Below are 24,059 nucleotides of genomic sequence, written 5' to 3' on the forward strand. Positions count from 1 at the left end.
TCGTTCAATCCGCCTCGTCGACCAAGCCGGGCAAGCTCCAGCGCTGGCGCCTGACCTCGTCCTGCCCCAACTGCGTGCGGATCAACTCGGCAATGGCGCGCTGGCGCGGCGCCTGCATGCGGTCGATCAAGCTCGAGACGCTGACCGCCAGCCGCGGATAGCCGCCCGCGTCGCACAACGCCACCCCGACGCCCAGCACGCCCGGCACCGCCGCATTGCCCACCACCGCCCAGCCCCGGTCGCGTGTGTTCTCGGCCAGCCGCCGCATCTGCGCCACCGTCATGCCGCCATAGGCGCGCAAGGCCTGCTCGTTCTGTGCGATCACCTCGTCGGCCTCGGCCGGCGGCAAAGCGCCCAGCAGCGCCAGGCCGGCCGCGCCCACCCCCAGCGGCTGGCGATGGCCGATGGTCACCGCCAGCACCTGCACCGGGTAGTTGCCGACCTCGCGATGCAGGCATAGCGAATCGCCGCCGGCGCGGCAGATCAGGAATGCCGAATCGCCGCTGACGTCGCTGATCTGCCGCAGCACCGGCCGCAGGCCGCGCACCGCTTCGGCGTGCGGATCGCCGGCCATCATCACGCCCAGCTCCGCCATGCGCCAGTGCGGCGCGTCCGGCTCGCGCAGCGCGTAGCCCTCCTGCGCCAGCACATCCAGGTACCGGTAGACGGTCGAGCGTTGCATGCCGGCGGCGCGCGCGATGTCGGTCACGTGCATGCCGGCCGCGCCCGCCTGGCGCAGCACGCCCAACACCCGCAGCCCCCGCCGCAACACCCGAGGGCCGCCGTCGTCGCTTTCCGGTTTGTTCATTTTCTGGACACCTTGCGTTGATGAGGCGCCTATCAAAGCCCAATATGAAGTCGGGCAGGCAAAGATCTGTCCAGATATTAGACAAACAGGACGGAGACAACCATGCAGACATTCAGCAGGCGGCTGGCCGCCAGCGTCGCGGCCCTGGCGGGCGCCATTGCATTCAGCGCGCCAAGCCAGGCTGCCAAACCCTATCCCGAACGCCCGGTGACCCTGGTGGTCGGTTACGCCGCGGGCGGCGCCACCGACATCGTGGCGCGCCTGGTCGCCAAGGCCCTGAACGAGGAACTCGGCCAGACCATCGTGGTGGAGAACAAGACCGGCGCCAACAGCAACATCGGCGCCGAAATCGTCGCGCGCGCCGCGCCCGACGGCTATACGCTCTACGTAGGGTCGATCGCCAACACCATCAACCGCACGCTGTACAGCAAGCTCAACTACGACTTCGTCAAGGACTTCGAGCCGATCGGCCTGCTGGCGACCATCCCCAACATCCTGGTGGTCAACCCCAAGCTGCCGGTCAAGACAGTGCCGGAATACCTGGCCTACGCCAAGGCCCACCCCGGCAAGCTGACCTGCGCCTCGTCGGGCAGCGGCTCGTCCATCCACCTGTCCTGCGAACTGTTCAAGATGCAGACCGGCACCGACATCCTGCACGTGCCCTATCGCGGCAGTGGTCCGGCGGTGGCCGACCTGCTGGGCGGCCAGGTCGATTCCATGTTCGACAACCTGCCCTCGTCATTGCCCCATGTGCAGGCTGGCAAGCTGCGCGCCATCGGCGTCACCTCGCCGCAGCGGCTTCCGGCCGTGCCCGAGGTGCCGACGCTGGCCGAGTCCGGCCTGCCCGGCTTCGACGTCGAATCCTGGTTCGGCCTGATGGCGCCGGCCGGCACGCCGCAACCCGTCATCGAGCGCCTGAACCAGGCCTTGAACAAGGCGCTGGCCGATCCCGCGCTGGTGGCGTCCTACAAACAATCGGGCTTCTACGCGCCGCAGCAACCCAACACGCCGCAGACCTTCGGCAAGAAGATCGCCAGCGAAATCGACAAATGGGGCGAAGTGGTCAAGCGCGCCGACATCAAAGCCAACTGAGGAGCACCAGGGTGTACCCGATAGATTTCTTTTTCCGCGCCGCCGAGCAGTATCCGGAGCGCGTGGCGCTGGACGCGCCCGAGGGCCAGGTGACGTATGCGCGGCTGGCCACGGACGTGCGCGCGCTGGCCGCCGCGCTGCAGGACCTGGACCCGGCGCCACAGACCCGCGTCGCCCTGTGCGCGGGCAACACCAGCCGTCATATCCTGGCGCTGCTGGCGGTGCTGGCCAGCGGCAAGATCTGGGTGCCGCTGAACATCCGCAGCACCGCGCGCGAGATCGGGCGCATCCTGGATGCCACCGAGCCGTCCATCGTCATGGTCGACGGTGCCGGCGACGCGCTGGTGGCGGCGGGCGCGCCGCACCGCGTCAGCCTGTCGGCGGACGCCGCGGGCGTTGCCTTCGAGGCCCTGCTGCAACGCGGCGCCGGTCGCGAGCCGCTGCGCCACGCGCTGCCGCGCGAGGCCACCCAGGCAATCAAGTTCACCGGCGGCACCACCGGCCTGCCCAAGGGCGTGATGCAGCCCTATCACGCCTGGAACGCCGCCATCATCAACCAGATCCACAGTTGGGGCCTGACGCACGAGGACCGCTACGTGGTCGCCGCGCCGGTGACCCACGGCACGGGCACCTACCTGCTGCCCGTGCTGGCGCGCGGCGGCGCGCACGTGCTGCTGGACAGCGCCACGCCGGCCTCGATCACTGCCGCCTTCCGCGAACGCGGCGGCACGCTCAGCTTCATGCCGCCGACGCTGATCTACATGATCATGGCGCAGCCGGGCGTGTCGCGCGCCGATTTCCCCAAACTGCGCAACCTGATCTATGGCGGCGCGCCCATGCCGCCCGAAAAAATCGAACGCGCCCGCGCCTTCTTCGGCCCGGTGCTGGGCACCACCTACGGCCAGACCGAGGCGCCGCAGATCGTCACGGTGCTGCGTCCCGCCGACCTGGAATCGCCCGACAACCGCGCCTCGGTCGGCCGCGTCACCTGGCTGTCGGACGTCGCCATCATGGACCCGGCCGGCGCGCTGCTGCCGCGCGGCGCCATCGGCGAAGTGGTGGTGCGCGGCGACCTGGTGATGTCGGGCTACTGGCGCCTGCCCGAGAAGACCGCCGAGACCATCGTCGACGGCTGGCTGCACACGGGCGACACCGGCCTGATCGATGAACGCGGCTACCTGTTCCTGAAGGACCGCCTGCGCGACGTCATCATCACCGGCGGCTTCAATGTGTATCCCGTGGATGTCGAGAACGCGCTGTCGTCGCATCCGGCCGTCTACGAATGCTCGGTGTTCGGCCTGCCCGACGACAAATGGGGCGAGGCCGTGCACGCCGCGGTGCAACTGCATCCCGGTGTCGCGGCCGACGCCGATGCGCTCAAGGCCCACGTGCGCGCCCTGCTCGGCCCGGTCGCCACGCCCAAGCAGATCCACCTCCACGCCAGCCTGCCGCGCTCGCCCGTCGGCAAGGTGCTCAAGAACGCCGTGCGCGACGCGGCCCTCAAGGAATCCCCATGACCACGCCCGAAACCCGCCTCTGCGCCCATCACCTCACCGGCATGTCGTACCGCGACGTCGACCTGGTGGAAGACCTGATCGGCAAGAAGACCTTCACCGAAGTCATGATCATGCAGATCCTGGGCCGCGAGGCGCGGCCGGTGGACATGCGCATCGTCGACGCGGTGCTGGTGACCCTGATGGAGCATGGCCTCACGCCCAGCGCCATCGCCACCCGCCTGATCTACATGAGCGCGCCCGAAAACCTGCAGGGCGCGGTGGCGTCCGGCCTGATGGCGGTCGGCAGCCAGTTCGTCGGCACCATGGAGAACTGCTCGCGCCTGCTGGACCGCATCCGCCAGGCCGCCGACGGCCGCGCCGAGGCGCTGGCGATCGCGCAGGAATTCCGCGCCAGCCGCCAGGCGCTGCCGGGCTTCGGCCACCACCTGCACAAGCCCGACGACCCGCGTTCGATCAAGCTGCTGGCGCTGGCCGAGGCCGAGCCGGACCTGCCCGGCGATTCGCTCAAGGCGCTGCGGCTGCTGGCGGCGGCGATCGACGAGACCTACGGCAAGCACATCACCATCAACGCCACCGGCGCGGTCGCCGCGCTACTCAGCGAGATCGGCGTGCCCACCGCGCTGATGCGCGGCTTTGCGGTCATCTCGCGCGCCGCCGGCCTGGTGTCGCACGTGGCCGAGGAGCAGCAGAGCCCGAGCGGCCGATTTATCTGGGAAACCATCGACCACGCCATTCCCTACGTCGGCAAGGGCAAGTCGCACCAGCGCGACGGAGAACCGTCGTGATCCCGCCCGCGCCCGGCGCACGGCTGGCGGGCAAGATCGCGCTGGTGGCCGGCGCCGGTTCCTCGGCCGCCGGCTGGAGCATCGGCAAGGCCAGTTGCGTGACGCTGGCGCGCCAGGGCGCGGCCATCATCGCGCTGGACGCCGACCTGGCGGCGGCCGAGGACGCGGCCCATGAAGTCGAGCGCGCTGGCGGCCAGGCCCTGCCGGTGCAGGCCGACGTGGCCGACGCCGACGCCATGCGGGCCGCGGTGGACGCGGCGCTGGCCCACTACGGCCGCATCGACGTGCTGCAGGCCAACGCCGGCATCGGCAAGGTCGGCGGCCCGGAAGACATCGACCTGGCGGATTGGGATCGCATCCAGCGCGTCAACGTCACCAGCCTGCTGATCGCCACGCGCCTGCTGGCGCCCGTGATGCGCGCGCAGGGCGGCGGCGCCATCGTCACCGTGTCGTCGATCGCCGGCATCCGCTACACCGGTTACCCCCACCTGGCCTACAGCGTCAGCAAGGCCGCGGTGATCCACTTCGCCCGCATGGCGGCGCAGCAGTATGCGGCCGACGGCATTCGCGTGAACACGGTGATCCCGGGCCTGATCGATACGCCGCGCGTCGCCAAGAACGTGGCCGGCATGTTCGCCAAGGACGACCTGGAGGCGGCGCGCAAGGCGCGCGACCGGCAGGTGCCGATGGGCCGCATGGGCACGCCGTGGGAAGTGGCGAACGCGGTGGCGTTCCTGGCGTCGGATGAAGCGTCGTACATCACCGGCACGGAACTGCTGGTGGATGGGGGCCTGACGGGCAAATACGCTTAGAGCGAACCGCAAGGAAGAACGCGGCGGCGCGGCCCGGGCGCGTATCCGGACCGCTTGAGGCGGAGGACACGATCAGGCCGTGTCGTCACTGCACGCCGCGCCCTCGCGCCGTCAGGGCAGCACCGGAAAACGCGCGGCGATCTCGTCGCCCGTGAACCGCGCGACCCAGCCCGCCGGATCATTGAACAGCCGGATACAGGTGAACGCGGGCGCCGAGCCCATGTCGAACCAGTGCGGAAGGCCGGCCGGCACCGAGATCAGGTCGTCCTGCTCGCACAGTACCGCGTAGACGCGGCCGGCGGCATGCAACGTGAACAGGCCGCTGCCGGCAACGAAGAAGCGCACCTCGTCATCGGCGTGCGTGTGCTCGGCCAGGAACTTGCGGCGCAAGGTCTCGCGCTCGGGATGCGCCGGGTCCAGGCTGACCACGTCGACGCTGCGATAGCCGCGCTCGGCCACCAGCCGTTCGATCTCGGGCCGATACGCCGCCAGCACTTCGGCCTGCGGCGCGCCGGGCGTCAGCGGCGCCTGTGCCTGCCAGCGCTCGAAGGTCACCCCGATGGCGGCCAGTTCGCGCCGGATCTCGCCGACCTCATCGATGCGCCGGCCGGCAGCGGGATCGTCCTGCGGATAGATCGTCAGCGTCGACATCGCTTACCAGGAGGTGGAATACGCGCCAGGGAACTTCTGCGCCACGAAGGCCTTCACCTCGTCGGACTGGTAGGCCTTGATGAAGCGCGCGATGCGCGGATCGTTCTTGTTGTCCTCGCGCGCGGCGATGACCACGGCGGCGAACGGCGCATCCTTGCTTTCCAGCACCAGCGCATCCTTGGCGGGCGACAGGCCGGCCGGGATAGCGTAGGCCGAATTCACCGCGGCGGCGTCCACGTCGGCCAGCGAGTGGGGCAGTTGCGCGGCCTCGATCTCGACGAACTTGAGCTTCTTGGGGTTGTCGACCACGTCGAACAGCGAGGCCGTCACGGTCACGCCGTCCTTGAGCTTGATGAGCTTGGCCGCCTGCAGCACCAGCAGCGCGCGGGCGCCGTTGGTCGGGTCGTTGGGGATCGCCACCTTGGCGCCCGGCTGCAGGTCGTCCAGCGACTTCACGCGCTTGGAATAGATGCCCATCTGCTGCACCACGGCCGTGGCCACCGGCACCAGCTTGTAGCCGCGCGCCTTGTTCTGCGATTCCAGGAAGGGCTTGTGCTGGTAGATGTTCAGGTCCAATTCCTTGGCATCGAGCGCGGCGTTGGGCTGGATGAAATCGCTGAACTCGACCAGCTTGACCTTCAGGCCCTGCCTGGCCGCGACCTGCTGCACCACTTCGCCGATCTGGGCGTGCGGGCCGACGGTCACGCCGACTTTCAGTTCGGCGTCCTGCGCCATGGCCGGCGCGGCGGCGGCGAATCCGATCAGGGTGGCAAGGGCGGCCAGGGTGTGGCGTAGACGCATGGGAATCTCGGCAATCGAACAAGGGAAGGGAAGCCCCGGATTCTAGTGAGCGCCCTTCAAAACCGGAAGCGATGAATTTTCATATTGATATGCGTATTTCCATATAAGCGCCGCGCCATGACAAGCACGCTTGCGCACGACACAATAGCGGCTGGATTCCCAACCCCTTGCCGTCATTGCCATGCCCACCCCCAACGAACTGCATCCGCACGCGCGCGCCCTGCTGGCCGACCACTATGCCGCCGTCGATGCCGACCTGCCCGTCCTGCTCGACCTGCTGTTTGCCCGCAGCGCCGGCGAAGACTGGCACAAGGCCGGCACCTTCAAGCACCACCTGCTGGGCGTCTACCGCACCCTGGCGCTGTGGAACCAGCCGCGCGAAGTGCGGCTGCTGGGCCTGTTCCACAGCGTATATGGCAACGAGTACGTCGATCTCACCCTGTTCGACCGCGAGCGCGAACGCAGCACGCTGCGCGAAGTGCTGGGCGCCGAAGCCGAGGAATGGGTCAGCCTGTTCTGCGCCATGCCGCGCACCCGCTTCGTGCAGGCCATCCTGCAAGGCCAGGGCCAGGGGTCCGAGGGCCTGACGCTGGAAGGGGCCGACGGCCAGGTCTTCACCTTCACGCCGCGCCAGGTCGCCGCCTTCATCGTGGTGTCGGCCGCCGACATCGGCGAACAGTGGCATAGCTGGCAGGACGAGATCTTCGCCGGCTATCCGCAGCAGCAGCGCCGCGACCTCAAATCACACTGGGCCGCCTCGCTGTGGCCCGGCCCGCTGAAGCCGCCGTCGAACATCCTGTCGATGCTGTCGCACCTGCTGGCGCCGCTGTCGGCGCTGCCGGCCGATACCGGCATCCCCGTGCCACCCGCGTTCGACCATTGCCGCGCCACGCTCAGCCTGCGCGACGAGGCCGCCGCCAGCGCGCTGTACTGGCAGGTCGTCACGCGCATGCATCCGCAGACCGAAATGGACACCGCGCGCCACATGCTGGAAGCCGCGGTGGCGCACAACCCGTGGGTCGCCGAGCCGCGCCTGCTGCTGGCGCAACTGGCGCTGACCGCCGGCGACTTCGAGGCCGCCGAAGGCCACGCCGCCGCCGGCCTGGCTGCCTTGCAGGCCTGGGGCACCGCCTGGGACAAGCGCATCGAGTGGGCCGGCTGGATGGCCTGGGCCCGCATCGAACTGCAGAACGCCCGCGCGCGCCGCTGGCCGGAGAACCTGGCGGCCCTGAACGGCCTGGGGCTGGTGGAGTGATCGCGGCGCGCTGAACCACGGCAACCACACGCAAGACAAAACGAACACGCCCCAGGAATCGGTAGATCCCCGGGGCGTTTGACCTTCACGGCCCATAGGCCGCGACGGCGCTTATTTCATGCCTTCCCAGTGCGGACCGGGCACATGGATGTCGAACAGCTCCAGCACCCGGGCCACGGTGTGGTCCACCATCTCTTCGATGCTGGCCGGCCGGTGATAGAACGCCGGCAGCGGCGGGAACACGATGCCGCCCATCTCGGTGACGGCGGTCATGTTGCGCAGGTGCGCCAGGTTGAAGGGCGTCTCGCGCACCATCATCACCAGGCGGCGGCGCTCCTTGAGCGTAACGTCGGCCGCGCGCGTGATGAGGTTGTCGGAAAGGCCATGGGCCACGGCCGCCAGCGTGCGCATCGAGCACGGCACGATGACCATGCCGGCCGTCTGGAACGCGCCGCTGGCCAGCGTGGCGCCCACATCGCGCACGCTGTGCACGTGGTCGGCCAGCGCGTAGACATCATGGCGGCTGACATCGAGTTCGTGCTTGATGTTCAGCACGCCCGAGGCCGACACCACCAGGTGCGTCTCGACGTCGTCCACGCCGCGCAGCGCCTGCAGCATGCGCACCGCGTACAGGGAGCCGGTGGCCCCCGTGATGCCGACGACCAGTCGCCGCATGGAATCAGGCCGTGGCGCCGGATTGCTCCAGCAGGGTCTTGAGCTCGCCCGACTCGTTCATCTCATTCATGATGTCCGAACCGCCGATGAATTCGCCGGCCACGTACAACTGCGGAATGGTGGGCCAATTCGAGAATTCCTTGATGCCCTGGCGGACTTCGTCGTCCTCCAGCACATTCACGGTGACCAGCTTCTTGACGCCACAGCTCTTGAGGATCTGGATGGCCTTGCCGGAAAAGCCGCATTGCGGGAATTGGGCGGTGCCCTTCATGAACAGCACGACGGGGTGCTGGGTCACGGTTTCGCGGATGAATTCTTGAACGTCGCTCATGGTGGTCTCTTGGACAGGAGGCATAACGGAATACGCCAATTATAGGTACAGGCGGGATTTCGTCCCGGATACCCCGGAACCGCCCCGGGGAATCGGCCGGTCGCCGCGCGGCTGCCGGTTACAAATCGCCGGCCCGGCGTCAGCCGCGCCCCGGCCAGCGCCCGCCGGAAATGCGCTCGATGCCGGCCAGGTCGCGCCGGCTGTGGACGTCCGTGAAGCCCGCGGCAGCGAGCAGGCCGCGCACGGCCTCGGCCTGATCCCAACCGTGCTCCATCCACAGCGCGCCTCCCGCCTTCAGGTGGCGATGGGCGCCCGCCACGATGCGGCGCAGGTCTTCCAGGCCATCGGCGCCGTCGGTCAACGCGCCACGCGGCTCGAAGCGCACGTCGCCCTGCCCCAGGTGCGGATCGTCGCTGGCGACATAGGGCGGGTTGGACACGATCAGATCGAAGCCCTCGCCTGCCGGCACCGCGTCGTACCAATTGCCCTCGACGAAGCGCACCGAGGCCGTCAGCTCCCAGGCATTGCCCGCGGCCACGGCCAGCGCGGCGGCGCTGACGTCGCTGGCCATCACGCGGGCATCACGGCGCGCCAGGGCGATCGAGATGGCGATGGCGCCGCTGCCCGTGCCCAGGTCCAGCACGGCGGGCGCGGACTGTCCGGCCACGCATTCCAGCGCGGTTTCCACCAGCACCTCGGTGTCCGGGCGCGGGATCAGCACGTCCGGCGTGACGCGGAACATGTGCCCCATGAACTCGCGCTGGCCCAGCAGATAGGCCATCGGCTCGCCGGCCAGGCGGCGCTGCGCCAGCGCCTCGTAGGCCGCAGCCGCTTCGGGCGCCAGCGGATCGGTGTCGTGCGCCAGCAGCCAGGCGCGCGGCTTGGCCAGCACGTGCTCGAGCAGCATGCGCACCTCGAGCCGGGGCAGGCGCGTGTCCAGCAACAGGCTCTTGATCTGGGTCGTCATGGTCGAAACGTTCTCGCCGAAGGGGCCGCCCAGCCGCTCAGATATCGTCGCCCAGCGCCGCCAACTGCTCGGCCTGGTGCTCGGCGATCAGGGCGCCGGTCAGCTCCTCCAGATCGCCTTCCATGATCTGCTGCAGCTTGTACAGCGTCAGGTTGATGCGGTGGTCGGTGACGCGGCCCTGCGGGAAGTTGTAGGTGCGGATACGCTCGGAACGGTCGCCGGAACCGATCAGGCTCTTGCGCTCGGCCGCTTCCTTGCTCTGGCGCTCGCGCGTTTCCTTGTCCTTCAGGCGCGCGGCCAGCACCTGCATGGCCTTGTCCTTGTTGCGGTGCTGCGAGCGGTCGTCCTGGCATTCCACCACCAGCCCGGTCGGCAAGTGCGTGATGCGCACGGCCGAATCGGTCTTGTTGATGTGCTGGCCGCCGGCGCCGCTGGCGCGGAAGGTGTCGATGCGCAGGTCGCTCGGGTTGATGACGATCTCCGACATCTCGTCGGCTTCGGCCATGATGGCCACCGTGCAGGCCGAGGTGTGGATGCGGCCCTGCGCCTCGGTGGCGGGCACGCGCTGCACGCGGTGCGCGCCGGACTCGAATTTCAGGCGGCCGTAGGCGCCGTCGCCCTCGATGCGCGCGATCACTTCCTTGTAGCCGCCCAGCTCCGACGGGCTTTCCGACATCAGCTCGACGCGCCAGCCGCGCTGTTCGGCGTAGCGCGTGTACATGCGCAGCAGGTCGCCCGAGAACAGCGCGCTTTCGTCGCCGCCGGTGCCGGCGCGGATTTCCAGGAACACGCTGCGGCCGTCATTGGGGTCGCGCGGCAGCAGCAGCAACTGCAGCGCCGCCTCCAGCGATTCGAGCTTGACGCGGCCGCTCTTGATCTCGTCCTCGGCCATCGCCTTCAGCTCGGGATCGGACAACATCTCCTGCGCGGCCGCCAGGTCTTCCTCGCCGCGCACGAAGGCGGTGAACGCCTCGACCACCGGCTCCAGCTCGGCGCGCTCGCGCGACAGCTTGCGGAAGCGGTCCATGTCGGCCGCGGTTTCCGGTTCGGCCAGCAACGCGTCCACCTCGATCAGGCGGTGACACAGATGCTCCAGCCGGCTGCGCATGGAAGATTTCATGATGGGAATTCAGCAAGGGAAAACGGAAATGGCGGGCGCCCGTGACGAGCGCCCGCCGCAAGGCGGGGCGGAGGCAGCGCCGCTAACGGCGCGAGTCGCGGCCGGGGAACAGGCGCGGCATCCAGGCAAGCAATTGCTTGCGGTCCTCGCCTTCGCTGCGGTTCAACGCCGCCAGCGGGCCATGCAGGTATTTCTGGGTCAGGCCGTGGGCCAGTTGCTCGAGCACGGCCTCCGGCGATTCGCCGCGCGCCAGCAGGCGGCGGGCGCGTTCGAGTTCGGCGGCGCTGACATCTTCGGCGGCCTGGTGCAGGTCGCGGATGACGGGCACCACTTCGCGCGATTGCATCCAGTGCATGAAGCCCTGGACGCGGGTTTCGATGATGGCCTCGGCCTGCACCACCGCGGCGCGGCGCGCGTCGGTGCCGGTCTGGACCAGGCGGCCCAGGTCATCGACGGAATACAGGTAGACGTCGTCCAGGCGGCCGACCTCGGGTTCGATGTCGCGCGGCACGGCCAGGTCGATCATCACCATGGGGCGGTGGCGGCGCAGGCGCGTGGCCCGTTCCACCATCCCCAAACCGAGGATGGGCAGGGAGCTGGCCGTACAGGAGACCACCACGTCGAATTCGGACAGGCGGTCGGTCAGGTCCGACAGCTTCATGGTGCTGGCCGAGAACCGGTTGGCCAGCAGCTCGGCGCGTTCGGCCGTGCGGTTGGCCACCACCATGCTGCGCGGACGCTGCGCGGCGAAGTGGGTGGCGCACAGTTCGATCATTTCGCCCGCGCCGATGAACAGCGTGCGGGCCTGATCGAGGTTGCCGAACACGCGTTCGGCCAGGCGCACCGCGGCGGCGGCCATGGACACCGACTGCGCGCCGATGGCGGTCTGCGAGCGGACTTCCTTGGCCACCGAGAAGGTGCGCTGGAACATCTGGTGCAGCAAGGTGCCGAGCGAACCGGCCTCGCCGGCGGCGCGCACCGCGTCCTTCATCTGGCCGACGATCTGGGTTTCGCCCAGCACCATGGAATCGAGCCCGCTGGCCACGCGGAAGGCGTGGCGCACGGCGTCGTCCTGCTGGTGACGGTACAGATGCGGGCGCAGCGTGCCGGCATCGAGGCGGTTGTGCTCGGCAAGCCACGCGGGCAACTGGTCGGCCACGTGGCCATCGGCAGCGCAATAGATTTCGGTGCGGTTGCAGGTCGACAGGATGGCGGCTTCGCGCACCGACCCGCCGAACGCGGAACGCAGGCCTTCCAGCGCCGGCTTGACCAGATCGACGGGCATGGACACGCGTTCGCGAACCGAAACCGGCGCGGACGTGTGATTCAGACCGAAGGCTAGGACAGCTACCGACATGTAAAGGACAAGGCCGTGAGTATTAGAGCTGTGGTCCCCGCAAAGCCCATGCGGTGCAGCGTGCATGTAACAGCGGACCGGCCATGATTATACTCCCGCGGGTTATCCCCACGCCATTTGGCGTCCCGACCGCGACCCTGCGTCGCACCCCTCGCGACCCGTGTCGCCCCGCCACGTGACCTTGCATCGCTCCCATGCAATGGCCGTTTGCGGTAGTATGCGCCCCTTGCCCCTTTCCACGTTGGAAGGCGCCGCGGAAATTCTTCAAACTTTTTTCGAGGCGACTGGCACAAGTCCAAAAAATTGTGTATAGTTGCGGACTTCGTTGGCCTGGTAGCTCAGTTGGTAGAGCAGCGGATTGAAAATCCGCGTGTCGGTGGTTCGATTCCGCCCCAGGCCACCAGAATTAAAAAGCCCGGCTCCTTGGAGTCGGGCTTTTGCATTGCGGGGCGGCCAACGCAGCGCCGGCCGGCGGCCAACGCATCGGCAATACTCGATGATCAAGACCCACGATGATCAAGACCCCGGCAACGCCGCCCCCATCGCCGCGAACAATCCCCCGCACACCTTGTTGAAGCGCCGCCCCGCGCGCTCCAGCCACGGCCGCACGCGGTGCGCCAGACGCGCCAACACGTACTCCACCACGAACTCGATGGCCACAAAGGTCGCGGCCATGATCACGAATTGCGTCAACAGGCTGCGCGCCGGATCGATGAATTGCGGCAGGAACGCGCCGTAGAACAGCAGCGCCTTGGGATTGGCGATCGCCGACAAGAAACCCTGGCTGAACATGCGCGTGCCGCGCAGCCGCGACATGTCGGGCGCCGGGCGCAGTTGCACGCCGGGCGAACGCCATAGCTGGATGCCGAGCCAGACCAGATAGGCGCCGCCGGCCCACTTCAGCACCGTCAGCGCCGGCCCCCAGGCCTTGAGCAATGCGCTGATGCCCAGCATCGACAAGGCGATCAGCGCAATGAAGCCGACCGCGCCGCCAGCGATGGTGCACAGCGCCTTGCGATGCCCGTGCAGCGCACCGTGGGTCAGCGCCAGCAAGGTGTTGGGGCCGGGGGTGATCGACAGGCCGGTCACGGCAACCAGGTAGATGAGCCAGCTATGCAATGCCATGGCAATGAGACACGGGAAAATGGGGGCGGTGGCCAGTCTAGCGCCGCCGGCGCGGGCCGCGCAATTGCCGGCGAGTCCGCTATGCCTGGCCCGGATGCGTGGTTGGCACCGCCAGTCCGTACTTGGCGCGGTTCATCACCACCAGCGTCGAAAAGCGCTTCACATTGGGGTCGCCCCAGAAGTGGCGCTGCGCGAAGGCGTCGTACTCCGCCATGTCGCGCACGGTCATGGTGACGACGAAATCCACTTCGCCCGTGACCGCCAGGCACTGCATGATCTCCGGCGCGTTGCGCATCGCGCGCTTGAAGGTGTCCAGCTTGTCGGCGCGCTCGCTCTCCAGCGACACCAGCACCACCATCATGATGTCGCGCCCCACCGCCGCCGGGTCCACCACCGACACATCGCCCAGCACCGCCCCGGACTCGCGCAGCCGCTTCATGCGCCGCAGGCACGAGACCGGCGACAGGTTCACGCGCTCGGCCACCTCCTGGCTGGTGCGCTGGTTGTCTTCCTGCAGGCTTTGCAGGATCTGAAGGTCGAAATCGTCTAGTTCCATGGGGGTCTCGGCGCCGCCGGCGGTCCAGGCCGCGCGGGCCTGTAGCCTGATTCTAAACGGGCGCGCCGCGCGACCCGCCCCCAAATTCGACGGGAAACTTCATTTGCGCACCGCCCGCTGCAGGAATTAATCACCCGCCTTGCTTACACTGGGAACCCTCTGGCCGCCCTCGCGACCAGGCGCAGCCCGATTCCCATGCCGTCACTCCAGCTTTTCCTGCTCTTCCTGGCCGCCGATGCGGCGTTGAAACTCACTCCCGGCCCGGACATGGCGCTGACGCTGTCGCGAGGCATGACGCAGGGATTCCGGCCGGCGTTCCATAGCGTGCTGGGCAATGTGGCGGCGGGTTTCATCCAGGTGCCGGCCGTGGTGCTGGGACTGGCCTCGGTGCTGCAGGCGTTTCCGACGCTGTTCCTGGCGATCAAGGCGGCGGGCGGCCTGTACCTGGGTTATCTGGGCATCAAGGCCATGCTGCGCTGCGCCCGTGACGCCGACGTTTCCCTGGCCGCGCGGCCCGGCGACGCGCGCGACGCGTTCTGGCAGGGCTTCATGACCAATCTGCTGAACCCGAAGGTGCTGCTGTTCATGATCGCCTTCCTGCCGCAGTTCACCACGCCGGACAACGGCCCGGTCTGGATCCAGATGCTGGTGCTGGGCGTGACCATGAAGGCGTTGAGCCTGCCCTATGGCAGTTGCTTTGCCTACGGCGCGTCGCGCATCCGCGGCTGGGTCGGCCGCAACCCGCGGTTCCTGCGCATGCAGCAAGGACTGCTGGGCGCGATCATGCTGGCACTGGCCCTGTACGTGCTCTACTCCACCGCCCTGACCTTGAACCCCTGATTCTTTCCGCAGACGCAGCACCATGACCGCCGCCACCCTTCCCTCCGGACGCGATGCCTCCGCCTCCACCCTGATGCCGACCCTGTCGCTGATCGGCGCCATGGCCTCGCTGTGCATCGGCACGTCGTTCGCCAAGTCGCTGTTTCCCGAGGTGGGCGCGCAAGGCACGACGGCCTATCGCATCGTCATCGGCGCCATCATCCTCATCGCGTTCTGGCGCCCATGGCGCTTTCCGCTGACCGCGCGCAACGCCGCCAAGATCGCGCTGTACGGCGTGACGCTGGCCTGCATGAACCTGCTGTTCTACATGGCGCTGCGCACCCTGCCGCTGGGCGTGGCGATCGCCATCGAGTTCACCGGGCCGCTGACCCTGGCGGTGGTGCTGTCGCGGCGCGCCATCGACTTCGTCTGGATCGCCTGCGCGCTGGCCGGGCTGGTGCTGCTGATCCCGACCGGCCAGTCGATGCACGACCTCGATCCCGTCGGGATCGCTTATGCGCTGGGCGCGGCGGTGTGCTGGGCGCTGTACATCATCTTCGGCAAGATGGCCGGCAACGTGCACGGCGGACAGGCCACGTCGCTGGGCCTGCTGGCGGCCACCATGGTGGCGCTGCCGGTGGGCGCGGCCCACGCCGGCATGGCGCTGCTGGATCCCAAGCTGATCCTTGCCGGCGTGGCGGTCGGCATCCTGTCGAGCGCCCTGCCCTATTCGCTGGAGATGGTGGCGTTGCGGCGCCTGCCGCAAAAGACCTTCGGCGTGCTGCTGAGCATGGAGCCCGCCATGGGCGCGCTGGCCGGCGTCATCGTGCTGAACGAACACCTGTCCGGCACGCAGTGGCTGGCGATCTGCGGCATCATCATCGCCTCGGCCGGCTGCGCCGCCACCGCGCGGCGGCAAAAACGCGCGGCGGCCGAGGGCTAAGACCCGTCAATCCACCGAGATATTCTTCTGGCGGATCACCGCGCCCCAGTTCTCGTATTCACGATGCGCGTAGTCGAAGAAATCGTTCGACGAGCTGCCCATCGGCTCCATGCCCTGCAGCTTGAGCTGCTTGATCACCTCGGGCGACTTCAACGCCGCCTGGATCGCGCCGCTGAGCTTGTCGACCACCGCCTTGGGCGTGCGCGCCGGCGCCACCACGCCCTGCCAGGCGGTCGCTTCCAGCGGCGGGCCGCCGGCCTCGCCGAAGGTGGGCACGTCGGGCAGTTGTTCCGAGCGCTCGTTGGCCGGCACCGCGATGGCGCGCAGCTTGCCCGCCTGGATCAACGGCCGCGCGGCCGCCATGTCGGCCATCATCAGCGGCACCACGCCCGCCGCCACGTCCTGCAAGGCCGGCGGCGTGCCCTTGTAGGGAATCGCCGTGGCCTTGGCGCCGAACATCGACAGGAACAACTCCATCGCCAGATGGTGCGGGCTGCCCACGCCCAGCGACGCATAGCTGGCCTTCTTGTCGTCGGCCAGGTACGCCATCACTTCGGGCATGTTCTTCAGATCGGAGGCCGGCGAGGCCACCAGCACGATCGGCAGCGCCACCAGCGTCGAGACCGGTTTCAGGTCCTTCCACGGGTCGTACGGCAATTGCTTGTAGAGCCACGGATTGAGCGCCAGCGTGCTCATGCCGGCGGTCATCAGCGTGTAGCCATCTGGCGCGGCGCGCGCGGTTTCCTGGGCGGCGACGATGGTGGCGGCGCCCGGGCGGTTCTCCACCACCACCGGCTGGCCCAGCGTCTGGCTCACGTGCCTGGCCACGATGCGGGTGGCCAGGTCGCTGCCGCCACCGGCGCTGAACGGCACCAGCCAGCGGATGGGATGCTCGGGGAATTCCCCGGCCAGCGCGGGCGCGGCTTGCGCGGCGAACGCCGCCACGGCCACGGTTGCCAGCGCGCGGCGGATGAAGCCTCTTCTGGACATGGGGTTGTCTCCTGGTATTTTTAATTTAATTAACATATTAACTATATTCCCGGCGCCCGGCGAGCAGCACTGCGTAGGACGATCATGGACGCGGCATCGGCGCGGCGCCGCATCAAGCGCGGGCCGCGGCCAGCCAGCGCAGGCCGGCCGAGGTGCCGGCGGCCGGACGGTACTCGCAGCCGATCCAGCCGCTGTAGTCCAGCTCTCGCAGCACCGAGAAGACCCAGCCGTAATCCAGCTCGCCCCGGTCGGGTTCCTGGCGCAACGGCACGCCGGCGATCTGCAGGTGCCCGACGCGTCCGGTGGGCAGGTACTGGCGCAGCTTGGCGCTGACGTCGCCTTCGACGATCTGGCAGTGGTACAGGTCCATCTGCACCTTCAGGTTGGGCGCGTTGACAGCCTGCACCACCTGGTGGGCCTCGTCCTGCCGATTGAGGAAATAACCGGGAATGTCGCGCGTGTTGATGGGCTCGATCAGCAGCGTCACGCCGGCCGAGCGCGCCTGGCGCGCGGCCCAGTCGAGGTTCTCGCGATAGCAGTCCAGCATTTCAGCGCGCGTGACGCCTTCGGGCATCAGCCCCGCCATCACATGGACCTGGGCGCAGGCCAGCACCGTGGCGTAGCCCAGCGCCTGCTCGATGCCGGCGCGGAATTCGTCCTGGCGCCCCGGCAGCGCGGCCAGCCCGCGCTCGCCGCGCGAGGCCACGCCCGGCGGCGCGTTGAACAGGACTTGCGACACGCCGGCGGCATCCATGCGCTCACGCACGAACGCGGCCGGCGCTTCGTAGGGAAACATGCATTCCACGCCCGCGAAGCCGTCGGCCGCGGCGGCCGCGTAGCGGTCCAGGAACGCATGTTCCGGGTACATCATCGAAAGATTGGCGGCGAATTTCAGCATGGCGGACTCCGGGGCGGGCGGCATGCCTGGAAATTAGCATATCCACCCGTCACGCCCGCCGCGCCGCGATCCCTCAATACGTCATGCGCACTCCAAGCATCACGCTGCGGCCCGGCAGCGGCGCCACCGACGAAATGAACGAGGCATGGTTGTAGGCCAGCTTGTTCAGCAGGTTGGTGCCGCGCAGGAAGACCTCGTAGCCCGTCGCGCCGTACCGGCCGCGATACGCCACCACGGCGTTGACCAGGTTGTAGCCCGGCGTGCTGTTCTCATACGCGGCGATGTCCTTCTGCGAAAACACGCGCGCGTACTCGACGCCGCCCGACCATTGCTGCCATTTCACGTTGCCGCGCAGGCCCGCGCGCGCCGCCGGGATGCGCGGCAGGTTGCCGTCGCCGCCGGTCAGCTTGCCGCGCACGTAATCGCCGAACACCGCCGCCGAGAACACCGGCGTGAACTGGTGCCGCAGCTCGCCTTCCACGCCGGTGAATTCGGCGTCGCGCTGGGTGTACTCGATCAGGCGGAAATCCTCGTAGCGGTCGAGCGTGTCGGCGTAGATGTAGTTCTTGACCTTGTTGTGGAACACGCTGGCCGAGAACGTCGTGTCGCCCGCATGCTTGCGCAGCGTCAGGTCGATGTTGCGCGAGGTCTCGCGGCCCAGGCCGGTATTGCCCAGTTCATAGGTGTTGGTGGCCAGGTGCACGCCGTCGGCGTACAGCTCCTGCGCGGTCGGCAGCCGTTGCGAGCGCGACAGCGACAGGGCCACCGAATACTGTGGCGCGAAGTCCCAGATGGCCGCGGCCGACAGCGAGGTGCCCGACAGGCTGCTGCGCGGCGCGCCGCCGGCGGGCGCGATGCGCTGCCAATCCTGGCGCGCGCCCAGCTCGAAACGCCAGTCGTTCAACTGGTATTCCTCCAGCACGAACAGGCCGTTGGAACGGGTGCGGCTGCGCGGCAGGAACGCTTCCTCGCCGTCGGCGCGGAAGTCGCTGTAGGCATTCTGCAGGCCGATCACGCCGCGCCAGCCAGCCAGCGGCTTGTGCTGCAGCTCGACGCGCAGGTCGTAGCCCTTGTTCTTGAAGCGGGTGCCGACCTCGCCACCCTCGATCTCCTCGTGCTGATAGTCGGTCAGGCCGCCGCGCACGCGAATCTTCTCGAAACCGGCGAACGGATCCTGGTACTCGGCTCGCAGGTCCAGGCGATCGCTGCGCAGTTTCACGTAGGGCACGCCGCCATGCTCGTGGTCATGGTCGTGATCGTGTCCCTCCTCGTCATGATCGTGGTCGTGGCCGCCGCAATGCAGATGGGTGCCATGCGGATGGCAACCCTCGTATTCGTGATTGTGGCCGGGCAGGCCGTACTTGCTTTCCAGGTGCGTGAATGCCAGGCCCACGTAACCACGCGGGGTGATCCACGACAGGCCGACCGAGCCCTGCGTCGATTCGCTGTAGGAGCCTGCCAGCTTGCCGCCGGGCCAGTCCGGCACGTCGTAGTCGCTGGTACGCCGCTTCATGCCCTCGACCCGTACCGCGAACTGGCCTTCACCGGCGGTGATGCCGATCGCGCCGGCGCGTTCCTTGGTGCCGGTGGCCCCGCGCAGTTCGGCTTCCAGCTCCACGCCTTGCCCGGGCACCGCGGTGGGAATCTTCTTGTCCACCACGTTCACCACGCCACCGATCGCGCCGCCGCCATACAGCAGGGCGGCAGGGCCGCGCAGCACTTCAATGCGTTCGGCCAGCAGGGGCTCGACCGTCACCGCGTGGTCCGGCGAAATGCCGGAGGCGTCCATCACCTCGGAGCCGTCGGACAGCACCTTGACGCGGGGCGCGGTCTGGCCACGGATCACCGGCCGGCTGGCGCCGCCGCCAAAGGTATCGCTGTTCACGCCAGGCAGGCTCTTCAGGGTCTCGCCCAGCGTGCCGGCGCGGCGCTCGACCAGTTCATCGCCTTCAAGCACGGAGGCGGGCAGCATGGTGCTGTTCAGGTCCAGGCCCAGCGGATTGGCGGACACGGTGATCGGCGCCAAGGCGCGCGGCCGCGACCTGTCGGCCTCGGTCTCGGCCTGCGCCAGCGGCGCAGCCAGCATCAGCGAGCAGACCAGCGGCTTGAGCGCCCGTGCGCCGTTCCTGCGCCGCGCCGCCACCGCGCCGCCGCGCTTGCCTCGGGTTCCGTGCGATCCCTGCGTCTTGCCTGTCATCTTTGCCCTCATGGATGTTATATCATTACAAATAGCTGAAGGATGATATAACATTTCGATAACAAAGCAAGCCGATTCCCTGGATCGGCCCTGATTCCCTCAGTCCGCTGCGGCCTGCAGCCCCAGCAAGGCCTGCAATACGGCCACCCGACTTTGCCCCAGCACCGCGCCGTGCCAGTCCGGCTGGTCGCAATAGAACGCGTCCAGCGTCGCCTGCAGGATCTGGTCGCGCACGGCCGCCGGCGCATCGGGATGCGCGCGCAGCCAGTTGCGCGCGCGCAGCGCGTCCACCACCTGTTCCGACGGCTGCGTGCCGTATTCCAGCGCCATCAGCGTCGGCTGCGAGTCCGGGCAGGCCTGATAGGCCAGCCCGGCCAGATGGCCGGTGATGTCCACCGAGGCCGACGTGCCCTGGTAGGGCACGGCGACATCGGTGCCCCACCAGCGGCGCGCGCGCGCCACTTCAGCCTCGTCGCGGCGACCGGCATAGATCTTCTCGCCGTGCCCGCGCGGCCCCAGCCCGGTATGCACGTCGATCCAGCCGATCCGCGCATAGCCGGCGGCATGATCTTCGAGAATGCGGCGCAGGTTGAGCAGGGACGCGGCCGGGCGGTCGCCGCCATAGAACAGGCCGTCCGGGTGCGTGTACTGCCCGCGGGTCACGGCCTGCTTGAAGGCCGCCAGGCCGTGCTCGCCGATATAGGCGGCAATCTGCTGGCGGTTGGCGTCCGACGGCGGCCATTGCGCCGGCAGCAGCAATTCATGGATCTGCCCGTAGCCGGGGTTGGCCGGCAGAGGCTGCCCATCGAATGGCTGCGCGTTGCGGTTCAGGTCGACGTTGCCCTCGTCGGTGCGGGCGATCCATGAAAAGCCATGCGGGTTCACCGCGTGCACCAGCAGCAGCGCCACGCCGGCCTGGCGCGCGCGCTCCAGCATCTCGGCATCGTCAAGCAACGCCAGTTGGCAGCCCGAGCCACAGAAACCCTCCACGCCGTGGGTCGCGGACGTCATGATCAGCAGCCGCGTGGCGCCGGCATCGCCGATCAGGGCGACATCGGTGGCCAGGTCCTCGCCCTCGCGCCCCTTGGGCTCGATGGCATAGGAGGCGAAACGCGTCGCCAGCGGCCGGGCGGCGGCGGTGAAGCGCTCGCGCGCCAGGGCATAGCTGCGGGAAAAGTAAGGGCTAGCGGATTGCATCAGGCCTCCTGGTTGTCGATATCGTCGCCGGTGCGGTCGCGTATCCAGAACAGCACCACCGTGGAAAGCGTCACCGCCGCCATCAGGTACCAGGCGGGCGCCATGGGATTGCCGGTCACGTGCAGCAGCCAGGTCACGAAGAACTGGGCGAAGCCGCCGAAGACCGAGATCCCCAGGCCGTAAACCACCGACATCCCGGTGGTGCGCACGGCTTTCGGAAACAGTTCGGGCAGCATGGTGATGCCGGGCGCCGATTGCAGCGCCAGCAGTATCGACAGCAGCCCCACCACCAGCATCAGCCGCATGCTGCTCGGCGCGGCCACCAGCCACTGAAAGCACGGCAACAGCACCGCCACCGTCGTCACCCGCGACCAGAAGATAACGCGCTTGCGTCCCGCCCGGTCGGCCAGCATGCCGACCAGCGGTGCGAACAGGAAGCCGACCGCGCCCACCACCACGCTGGCCGACAGCGTCGAGGTCGCCGGCAGGCCGAGTTCGCGATGCGCATACGACGGCATGTAGAAGCCGATGATCTGCGCGCAGACCATGCCGCCGATCATCAGCAGGATGCCCTTGGCGACCTCGCTCTTGTGTTCGGCGAACACGCGGCGCAGCGGTTGGTGGCCGGCCACGCGCGGCCGCCCGCCGGCGGGCTCGTCGACATGCAGCGTCTCTTCGAGATTGCGGCGGATGTAGGCGCCCACCGGCACCGTCAGGATGCCGATCACGAACGGCACGCGCCAGCCCCAGGCCTGCATCTGCTCGACGCTGAGCGCGGCGGTCAGCGTGCCCACCACCACGGCGCCCAGCGCCACCCCGAGCGACTGGCTGCCGAATTGCCAACTGGAATAGAAGCCGCGTCGCGACGCAGGCGCGTGCTCGACCAGCAGCGTGGTCGACGCGCCCACTTCGCCGCCGGCGGCAAAGCCTTGGATCAGCCGGGCCAGCACCATCATCACCGGCCCCAACAGCCCCATCTGCGCATGGGTGGGCGCGGCGGCGATCAGCGCACAGCCCAGGCCCATCAGCCACAGTGTCAGCGTCATGGCTGCGCGGCGGCCGTGGCGGTCGGCGTAGGAGCCGATCAGCATCCCACCCACAGGCCGCATGAGGAAGCCCACGCCGAAGGTGGCCGTGGTCAGCAGCAGTTGCCCGTAGCTGGAGGCCGCCGGAAAGAACAGCGGCCCGATGACCAGCATCAGGAAGGTGAATACGGTGAAGTCGAAGAATTCGAGCGCGTTGCCGATGGTGGTGCCGGCGATGACCCGCCGGCGCATGGAAGGTGTATGCAGGCTGCGCGCGCCGGCGCCGGCCGCGATGGCGATAGACATGTTTTCCCCTTGATGTCCGATCTCTGTGCCGGCCCTGTTTCCGGAAGCCGTGGCTAGTGAATATACGGATGGCCGCCGAAACGCAAAAGACAGTATTTTTGGCGCAGTGATGACTTTTTCTTATAGCCAGCCGTGCCCGCTCCGATGAACCTGCGCCAACTGCGCGCCTTCGTGTTGATCGCCGAACACGGCAGCATCCGCGCGGCCGCCCGCGCCCTGTGCGTGACCCAGCCGGCGGCCACGCGCAGCCTGCGCGAACTGGAACAGAGCCTGGGCGCGGAGTTGGTGCGGCGCAGCGCCAAGGGCGTCGAACTGACCCCCTACGGCCAGGCGCTGCACAAGCGCGCCGTGCTGATCCTGCAGGAAGCGCGGCGGGCGCAGGAAGACATCGACCAGATGCGCGATGGCGAAGGCGGCACGCTCAACCTGGCCATCAGCTCGTCGGCGCTGCCGGTGCTGCCGGCCGCGCTGGCGGCCTTCCGCGCCCGCATGCCGCGCGTGGCGGTGGCCTTCCATGAAGTCGCGCCGCCCTACAGCCTCGAACAGCTCGAGACCGGCCGCTACGACCTGGTGGTGCAGACCGAATACGACGGCGACATCTACGACGGCTTCGCGCGCACCACGCTGTTCACCCTGCCGCTGGCGGTCGGCGCGCGCGCCGATCATCCTTTGCGCCACGCCACCGACCTGGCCGAGCTGCGCGACCTGCTGTGGCTGATGCCAGGCAACACGCAGACGCCAACCAACCTGCTGCGCCTGGCCTATACCGAACGCGGCCTGCCACCCCCCGTCGACGTGATTCCGTGCCAATCCATCGCCATCGCCCTGGCAATCCTGGCCGAGAGCGACGCGGTCGGGTTCTTCGTGCGCAACGGATTTCACCGCATGCTGGCGCCGTCGTCCCTGTGCATGCTGCCGCTGGCGCACCCGCTACCCGCGGCGCGCGTGTCGATCCTGACGCGGGCCGATTCGCCGCCAACGCCGGCTGCGCAATTTTTCATCGACTGCCTGAATCGCGCCCGTGCGACGGCGTGAGCGGGCGGGTTATCATGGGGCCCCGTCCCCGAGCCGCGCCCCGCCCCCCCTTGCGCGGTCCCATGCCATGGTTTTTCCCAGAGTCCACTCGCCCCCCACGCTGACCGATACGGTGGCCAAGCAGTTGCTCGCTGAGATCGACGCGGGACGCGTGCCGCCCGGCGAAAAACTGCCCCCCGAAACCCGCCTGGCCGAACAGTTCGGCGTCAGCCGCACCGTCATTCGCGAAGCGGTGTCGCGGCTGCGTCAGGACGGCATCGTCGAGGCGCGCCAGGGCAGCGGCGTGTTCGTCACCGCCCATGGCGGCCAGCGCGCGCTGCGCATCGACGCGGCCGAACTATCGTCGCTGGACGCGGTGCTGCACATCGTCGACCTGCGACGCGCGCTGGAAACCGAAATCGCGGCGCAGGCCGCGGCCCGGCGCAGCAAGCGCGACATGGCGGCCATCGACAACGCGCTGGCGGCCATTGCCACCTCGGTGGAACGCGGCGGCGACGGCGTCAAGGAAGACGTGGCGTTTCACCGCTGCATCGCCCAGGCCACCGGCAACCCCTACTTTCTCGCCACCCTGGCATTCGTCAGCCAATACCTGGAAGCCGCCACCCGCGTCACGCGAGGCAACGAAGCGCGCCATGCCGACCTGATGCGCGCGGTGTTGCAGGAACACGGCGCCATCGCCGACGCCATCCGCCGCCAGGACGTGGAAGCGGCGCGCGAAGCTGCCCGCATCCACATGGTCAACGCCGCCGCACGCCTGCGCCAGGCGCATCGCTGAGGCGGCTCTTCCGTCCGCCGGG

General features: G+C 68.5%; 24 protein-coding genes and 1 tRNA gene. 10 read left to right on the forward strand and 15 right to left on the reverse strand.

The genetic code is table 11. The annotated features are described in order from the left end of the window. Positions 1-4 precede the first annotated feature (4 nt). Positions 5-808, reverse strand: a complete 804-nt coding sequence (locus tag AAID08_RS26485; protein WP_054500475.1) for an IclR family transcriptional regulator — start codon at positions 806-808, stop codon at positions 5-7. A 102-nt stretch (positions 809-910) separates the two neighbouring features. Here AAID08_RS26485 and AAID08_RS26490 point away from each other — a divergent pair, with 102 nt between their 5' ends. Genes AAID08_RS26490 through AAID08_RS26505 form a run of 4 tightly spaced genes read left to right on the forward strand, consistent with a single transcriptional unit; the run spans position 911 to position 5,014 of the window. Further along, positions 911-1,900, forward strand: coding sequence for a Bug family tripartite tricarboxylate transporter substrate binding protein (locus AAID08_RS26490; protein ID WP_395757122.1), 990 nt, complete (start codon positions 911-913; stop codon positions 1,898-1,900). Between the two features lie 11 nt (positions 1,901-1,911). Beyond that, positions 1,912-3,417 (forward strand): class I adenylate-forming enzyme family protein, encoded by a 1,506-nt coding sequence (locus AAID08_RS26495; protein WP_395757123.1) that lies wholly within the window; start codon positions 1,912-1,914, stop codon positions 3,415-3,417. Further along, the gene (locus tag AAID08_RS26500) at positions 3,414-4,202 is read left to right on the forward strand and encodes a citryl-CoA lyase (RefSeq protein WP_063588746.1); all 789 of its coding nucleotides are present in this window, start codon (positions 3,414-3,416) and stop codon (positions 4,200-4,202) included. Before AAID08_RS26495 ends, AAID08_RS26500 begins: the two co-directional genes overlap by 4 nt. Beyond that, on the forward strand, positions 4,199-5,014 hold the full coding sequence (locus AAID08_RS26505) for an SDR family NAD(P)-dependent oxidoreductase (RefSeq protein WP_064527334.1): 816 nt from the start codon (positions 4,199-4,201) through the stop codon (positions 5,012-5,014). Before AAID08_RS26500 ends, AAID08_RS26505 begins: the two co-directional genes overlap by 4 nt. A 111-nt stretch (positions 5,015-5,125) precedes the next feature. On the opposite strand, the gene AAID08_RS26510 is transcribed toward AAID08_RS26505, so the two are convergent. Continuing rightward, positions 5,126-5,665 (reverse strand): 1,2-dihydroxy-3-keto-5-methylthiopentene dioxygenase, encoded by a 540-nt coding sequence (locus AAID08_RS26510; RefSeq protein ID WP_395757124.1) that lies wholly within the window; start codon positions 5,663-5,665, stop codon positions 5,126-5,128. A gap of 3 nt (positions 5,666-5,668) precedes the next feature. Beyond that, positions 5,669-6,466 carry a MetQ/NlpA family ABC transporter substrate-binding protein gene (locus AAID08_RS26515; protein WP_054471226.1) on the reverse strand — a complete coding sequence of 266 codons (798 nt, stop codon included), beginning with the start codon at positions 6,464-6,466 and terminating at the stop codon, positions 5,669-5,671. Between the two features lie 181 nt (positions 6,467-6,647). On the opposite strand from AAID08_RS26515, the gene AAID08_RS26520 reads away from it, so the two are divergent. Then, complete coding sequence (locus AAID08_RS26520) at positions 6,648-7,721, forward strand: DUF6817 domain-containing protein (protein ID WP_395757125.1); 1,074 nt, start codon at positions 6,648-6,650, stop codon at positions 7,719-7,721. Between the two features lie 111 nt (positions 7,722-7,832). Here the strand turns inward: AAID08_RS26520 and AAID08_RS26525 are convergent, their stop codons facing one another. The 5 genes from AAID08_RS26525 to hemA form a co-directional block, all read right to left on the reverse strand. Continuing rightward, the gene (locus tag AAID08_RS26525; RefSeq protein ID WP_020926056.1) at positions 7,833-8,396 is read right to left on the reverse strand and encodes a UbiX family flavin prenyltransferase; all 564 of its coding nucleotides are present in this window, start codon (positions 8,394-8,396) and stop codon (positions 7,833-7,835) included. Positions 8,397-8,400: 4 nt separating this feature from the next. Continuing rightward, the gene (gene grxD, locus AAID08_RS26530) at positions 8,401-8,727 is read right to left on the reverse strand and encodes a Grx4 family monothiol glutaredoxin (protein ID WP_020926055.1); all 327 of its coding nucleotides are present in this window, start codon (positions 8,725-8,727) and stop codon (positions 8,401-8,403) included. 139 nt (positions 8,728-8,866) lie between these two features. Next, positions 8,867-9,694, reverse strand: coding sequence for a peptide chain release factor N(5)-glutamine methyltransferase (prmC, locus tag AAID08_RS26535; RefSeq protein ID WP_395757126.1), 828 nt, complete (start codon positions 9,692-9,694; stop codon positions 8,867-8,869). Between the two features lie 37 nt (positions 9,695-9,731). Beyond that, complete coding sequence (gene prfA, locus AAID08_RS26540) at positions 9,732-10,814, reverse strand: peptide chain release factor 1 (protein WP_063584757.1); 1,083 nt, start codon at positions 10,812-10,814, stop codon at positions 9,732-9,734. A gap of 82 nt (positions 10,815-10,896) precedes the next feature. After that, positions 10,897-12,171 carry a glutamyl-tRNA reductase gene (gene hemA, locus AAID08_RS26545; protein WP_006391699.1) on the reverse strand — a complete coding sequence of 425 codons (1,275 nt, stop codon included), beginning with the start codon at positions 12,169-12,171 and terminating at the stop codon, positions 10,897-10,899. Positions 12,172-12,498: 327 nt separating this feature from the next. Here hemA and AAID08_RS26550 point away from each other — a divergent pair. Next, positions 12,499-12,574: transfer RNA gene (locus AAID08_RS26550), tRNA-Phe, on the forward strand. Positions 12,575-12,687: 113 nt separating this feature from the next. On the opposite strand, the gene AAID08_RS26555 is transcribed toward AAID08_RS26550, so the two are convergent. Then, positions 12,688-13,296, reverse strand: coding sequence for a LysE family translocator (locus AAID08_RS26555; RefSeq protein ID WP_395757127.1), 609 nt, complete (start codon positions 13,294-13,296; stop codon positions 12,688-12,690). Positions 13,297-13,375: 79 nt separating this feature from the next. Continuing rightward, positions 13,376-13,852, reverse strand: coding sequence for an Lrp/AsnC family transcriptional regulator (locus tag AAID08_RS26560; RefSeq protein WP_054500467.1), 477 nt, complete (start codon positions 13,850-13,852; stop codon positions 13,376-13,378). 195 nt (positions 13,853-14,047) lie between these two features. Between AAID08_RS26560 and AAID08_RS26565 the strand changes: the two genes are divergently transcribed. Further along, positions 14,048-14,692 carry a LysE family translocator gene (locus AAID08_RS26565; RefSeq protein ID WP_395757128.1) on the forward strand — a complete coding sequence of 215 codons (645 nt, stop codon included), beginning with the start codon at positions 14,048-14,050 and terminating at the stop codon, positions 14,690-14,692. A gap of 22 nt (positions 14,693-14,714) precedes the next feature. Further along, the gene (locus AAID08_RS26570; protein ID WP_054500466.1) at positions 14,715-15,614 is read left to right on the forward strand and encodes an EamA family transporter; all 900 of its coding nucleotides are present in this window, start codon (positions 14,715-14,717) and stop codon (positions 15,612-15,614) included. A gap of 6 nt (positions 15,615-15,620) precedes the next feature. On the opposite strand, the gene AAID08_RS26575 is transcribed toward AAID08_RS26570, so the two are convergent. From AAID08_RS26575 to AAID08_RS26595, 5 genes are all read right to left on the reverse strand, one after another. Beyond that, the gene (locus AAID08_RS26575) at positions 15,621-16,604 is read right to left on the reverse strand and encodes a tripartite tricarboxylate transporter substrate binding protein (RefSeq protein WP_064527340.1); all 984 of its coding nucleotides are present in this window, start codon (positions 16,602-16,604) and stop codon (positions 15,621-15,623) included. Between the two features lie 112 nt (positions 16,605-16,716). Then, positions 16,717-17,502 carry a 2-oxo-tetronate isomerase gene (gene otnI / locus AAID08_RS26580; RefSeq protein ID WP_054500464.1) on the reverse strand — a complete coding sequence of 262 codons (786 nt, stop codon included), beginning with the start codon at positions 17,500-17,502 and terminating at the stop codon, positions 16,717-16,719. 73 nt (positions 17,503-17,575) lie between these two features. Beyond that, positions 17,576-19,699, reverse strand: a complete 2,124-nt coding sequence (locus AAID08_RS26585; RefSeq protein ID WP_156330687.1) for a TonB-dependent receptor domain-containing protein — start codon at positions 19,697-19,699, stop codon at positions 17,576-17,578. 99 nt (positions 19,700-19,798) lie between these two features. Beyond that, entirely contained in the window at positions 19,799-20,896 is a 1,098-nt protein-coding gene (locus AAID08_RS26590) for a M14 family metallopeptidase (protein WP_064527344.1), read from the reverse strand. Then, on the reverse strand, positions 20,896-22,227 hold the full coding sequence (locus AAID08_RS26595) for an MFS transporter (protein WP_395757129.1): 1,332 nt from the start codon (positions 22,225-22,227) through the stop codon (positions 20,896-20,898). Before AAID08_RS26595 ends, AAID08_RS26590 begins: the two co-directional genes overlap by 1 nt. 144 nt (positions 22,228-22,371) lie before the next feature. On the opposite strand from AAID08_RS26595, the gene AAID08_RS26600 reads away from it, so the two are divergent. Next, positions 22,372-23,262 carry a LysR substrate-binding domain-containing protein gene (locus tag AAID08_RS26600; RefSeq protein ID WP_054500461.1) on the forward strand — a complete coding sequence of 297 codons (891 nt, stop codon included), beginning with the start codon at positions 22,372-22,374 and terminating at the stop codon, positions 23,260-23,262. Positions 23,263-23,329: 67 nt separating this feature from the next. Next, positions 23,330-24,037 carry a FadR/GntR family transcriptional regulator gene (locus AAID08_RS26605; RefSeq protein ID WP_175188839.1) on the forward strand — a complete coding sequence of 236 codons (708 nt, stop codon included), beginning with the start codon at positions 23,330-23,332 and terminating at the stop codon, positions 24,035-24,037. The last annotated feature ends 22 nt before the right edge of the window (positions 24,038-24,059 follow it).

It is taken from the genome of Achromobacter sp. EB05 (assembly GCF_044232075.1).
Lineage (GTDB): Bacteria > Pseudomonadota > Gammaproteobacteria > Burkholderiales > Burkholderiaceae_B > Achromobacter > Achromobacter dolens.

Bases quoted from the DNA above. Each gene is read 5' to 3' on its own strand.
- AAID08_RS26485 (WP_054500475.1), bottom strand. From the start codon at position 808: ATGAACAAACCGGAAAGCGACGACGGCGGCCCTCGGGTGTTGCGGCGG.
- AAID08_RS26490 (WP_395757122.1), top strand. From the start codon at position 911: ATGCAGACATTCAGCAGGCGGCTGGCCGCCAGCGTCGCGGCCCTGGCG.
- AAID08_RS26500 (WP_063588746.1), top strand. From the start codon at position 3,414: ATGACCACGCCCGAAACCCGCCTCTGCGCCCATCACCTCACCGGCATG.
- AAID08_RS26510 (WP_395757124.1), bottom strand. From the start codon at position 5,665: ATGTCGACGCTGACGATCTATCCGCAGGACGATCCCGCTGCCGGCCGG.
- AAID08_RS26515 (WP_054471226.1), bottom strand. From the start codon at position 6,466: ATGCGTCTACGCCACACCCTGGCCGCCCTTGCCACCCTGATCGGATTC.
- AAID08_RS26520 (WP_395757125.1), top strand. From the start codon at position 6,648: ATGCCCACCCCCAACGAACTGCATCCGCACGCGCGCGCCCTGCTGGCC.
- AAID08_RS26525 (WP_020926056.1), bottom strand. From the start codon at position 8,396: ATGCGGCGACTGGTCGTCGGCATCACGGGGGCCACCGGCTCCCTGTAC.
- grxD (WP_020926055.1), bottom strand. From the start codon at position 8,727: ATGAGCGACGTTCAAGAATTCATCCGCGAAACCGTGACCCAGCACCCC.
- prmC (WP_395757126.1), bottom strand. From the start codon at position 9,694: ATGACGACCCAGATCAAGAGCCTGTTGCTGGACACGCGCCTGCCCCGG.
- prfA (WP_063584757.1), bottom strand. From the start codon at position 10,814: ATGAAATCTTCCATGCGCAGCCGGCTGGAGCATCTGTGTCACCGCCTG.
- hemA (WP_006391699.1), bottom strand. From the start codon at position 12,171: ATGTCGGTAGCTGTCCTAGCCTTCGGTCTGAATCACACGTCCGCGCCG.
- AAID08_RS26555 (WP_395757127.1), bottom strand. From the start codon at position 13,296: ATGGCATTGCATAGCTGGCTCATCTACCTGGTTGCCGTGACCGGCCTG.
- AAID08_RS26560 (WP_054500467.1), bottom strand. From the start codon at position 13,852: ATGGAACTAGACGATTTCGACCTTCAGATCCTGCAAAGCCTGCAGGAA.
- AAID08_RS26565 (WP_395757128.1), top strand. From the start codon at position 14,048: ATGCCGTCACTCCAGCTTTTCCTGCTCTTCCTGGCCGCCGATGCGGCG.
- AAID08_RS26570 (WP_054500466.1), top strand. From the start codon at position 14,715: ATGACCGCCGCCACCCTTCCCTCCGGACGCGATGCCTCCGCCTCCACC.
- AAID08_RS26575 (WP_064527340.1), bottom strand. From the start codon at position 16,604: ATGTCCAGAAGAGGCTTCATCCGCCGCGCGCTGGCAACCGTGGCCGTG.
- otnI (WP_054500464.1), bottom strand. From the start codon at position 17,502: ATGCTGAAATTCGCCGCCAATCTTTCGATGATGTACCCGGAACATGCG.
- AAID08_RS26585 (WP_156330687.1), bottom strand. From the start codon at position 19,699: ATGACAGGCAAGACGCAGGGATCGCACGGAACCCGAGGCAAGCGCGGC.
- AAID08_RS26590 (WP_064527344.1), bottom strand. From the start codon at position 20,896: ATGCAATCCGCTAGCCCTTACTTTTCCCGCAGCTATGCCCTGGCGCGC.
- AAID08_RS26595 (WP_395757129.1), bottom strand. From the start codon at position 22,227: ATGTCTATCGCCATCGCGGCCGGCGCCGGCGCGCGCAGCCTGCATACA.
- AAID08_RS26600 (WP_054500461.1), top strand. From the start codon at position 22,372: ATGAACCTGCGCCAACTGCGCGCCTTCGTGTTGATCGCCGAACACGGC.
- AAID08_RS26605 (WP_175188839.1), top strand. From the start codon at position 23,330: ATGGTTTTTCCCAGAGTCCACTCGCCCCCCACGCTGACCGATACGGTG.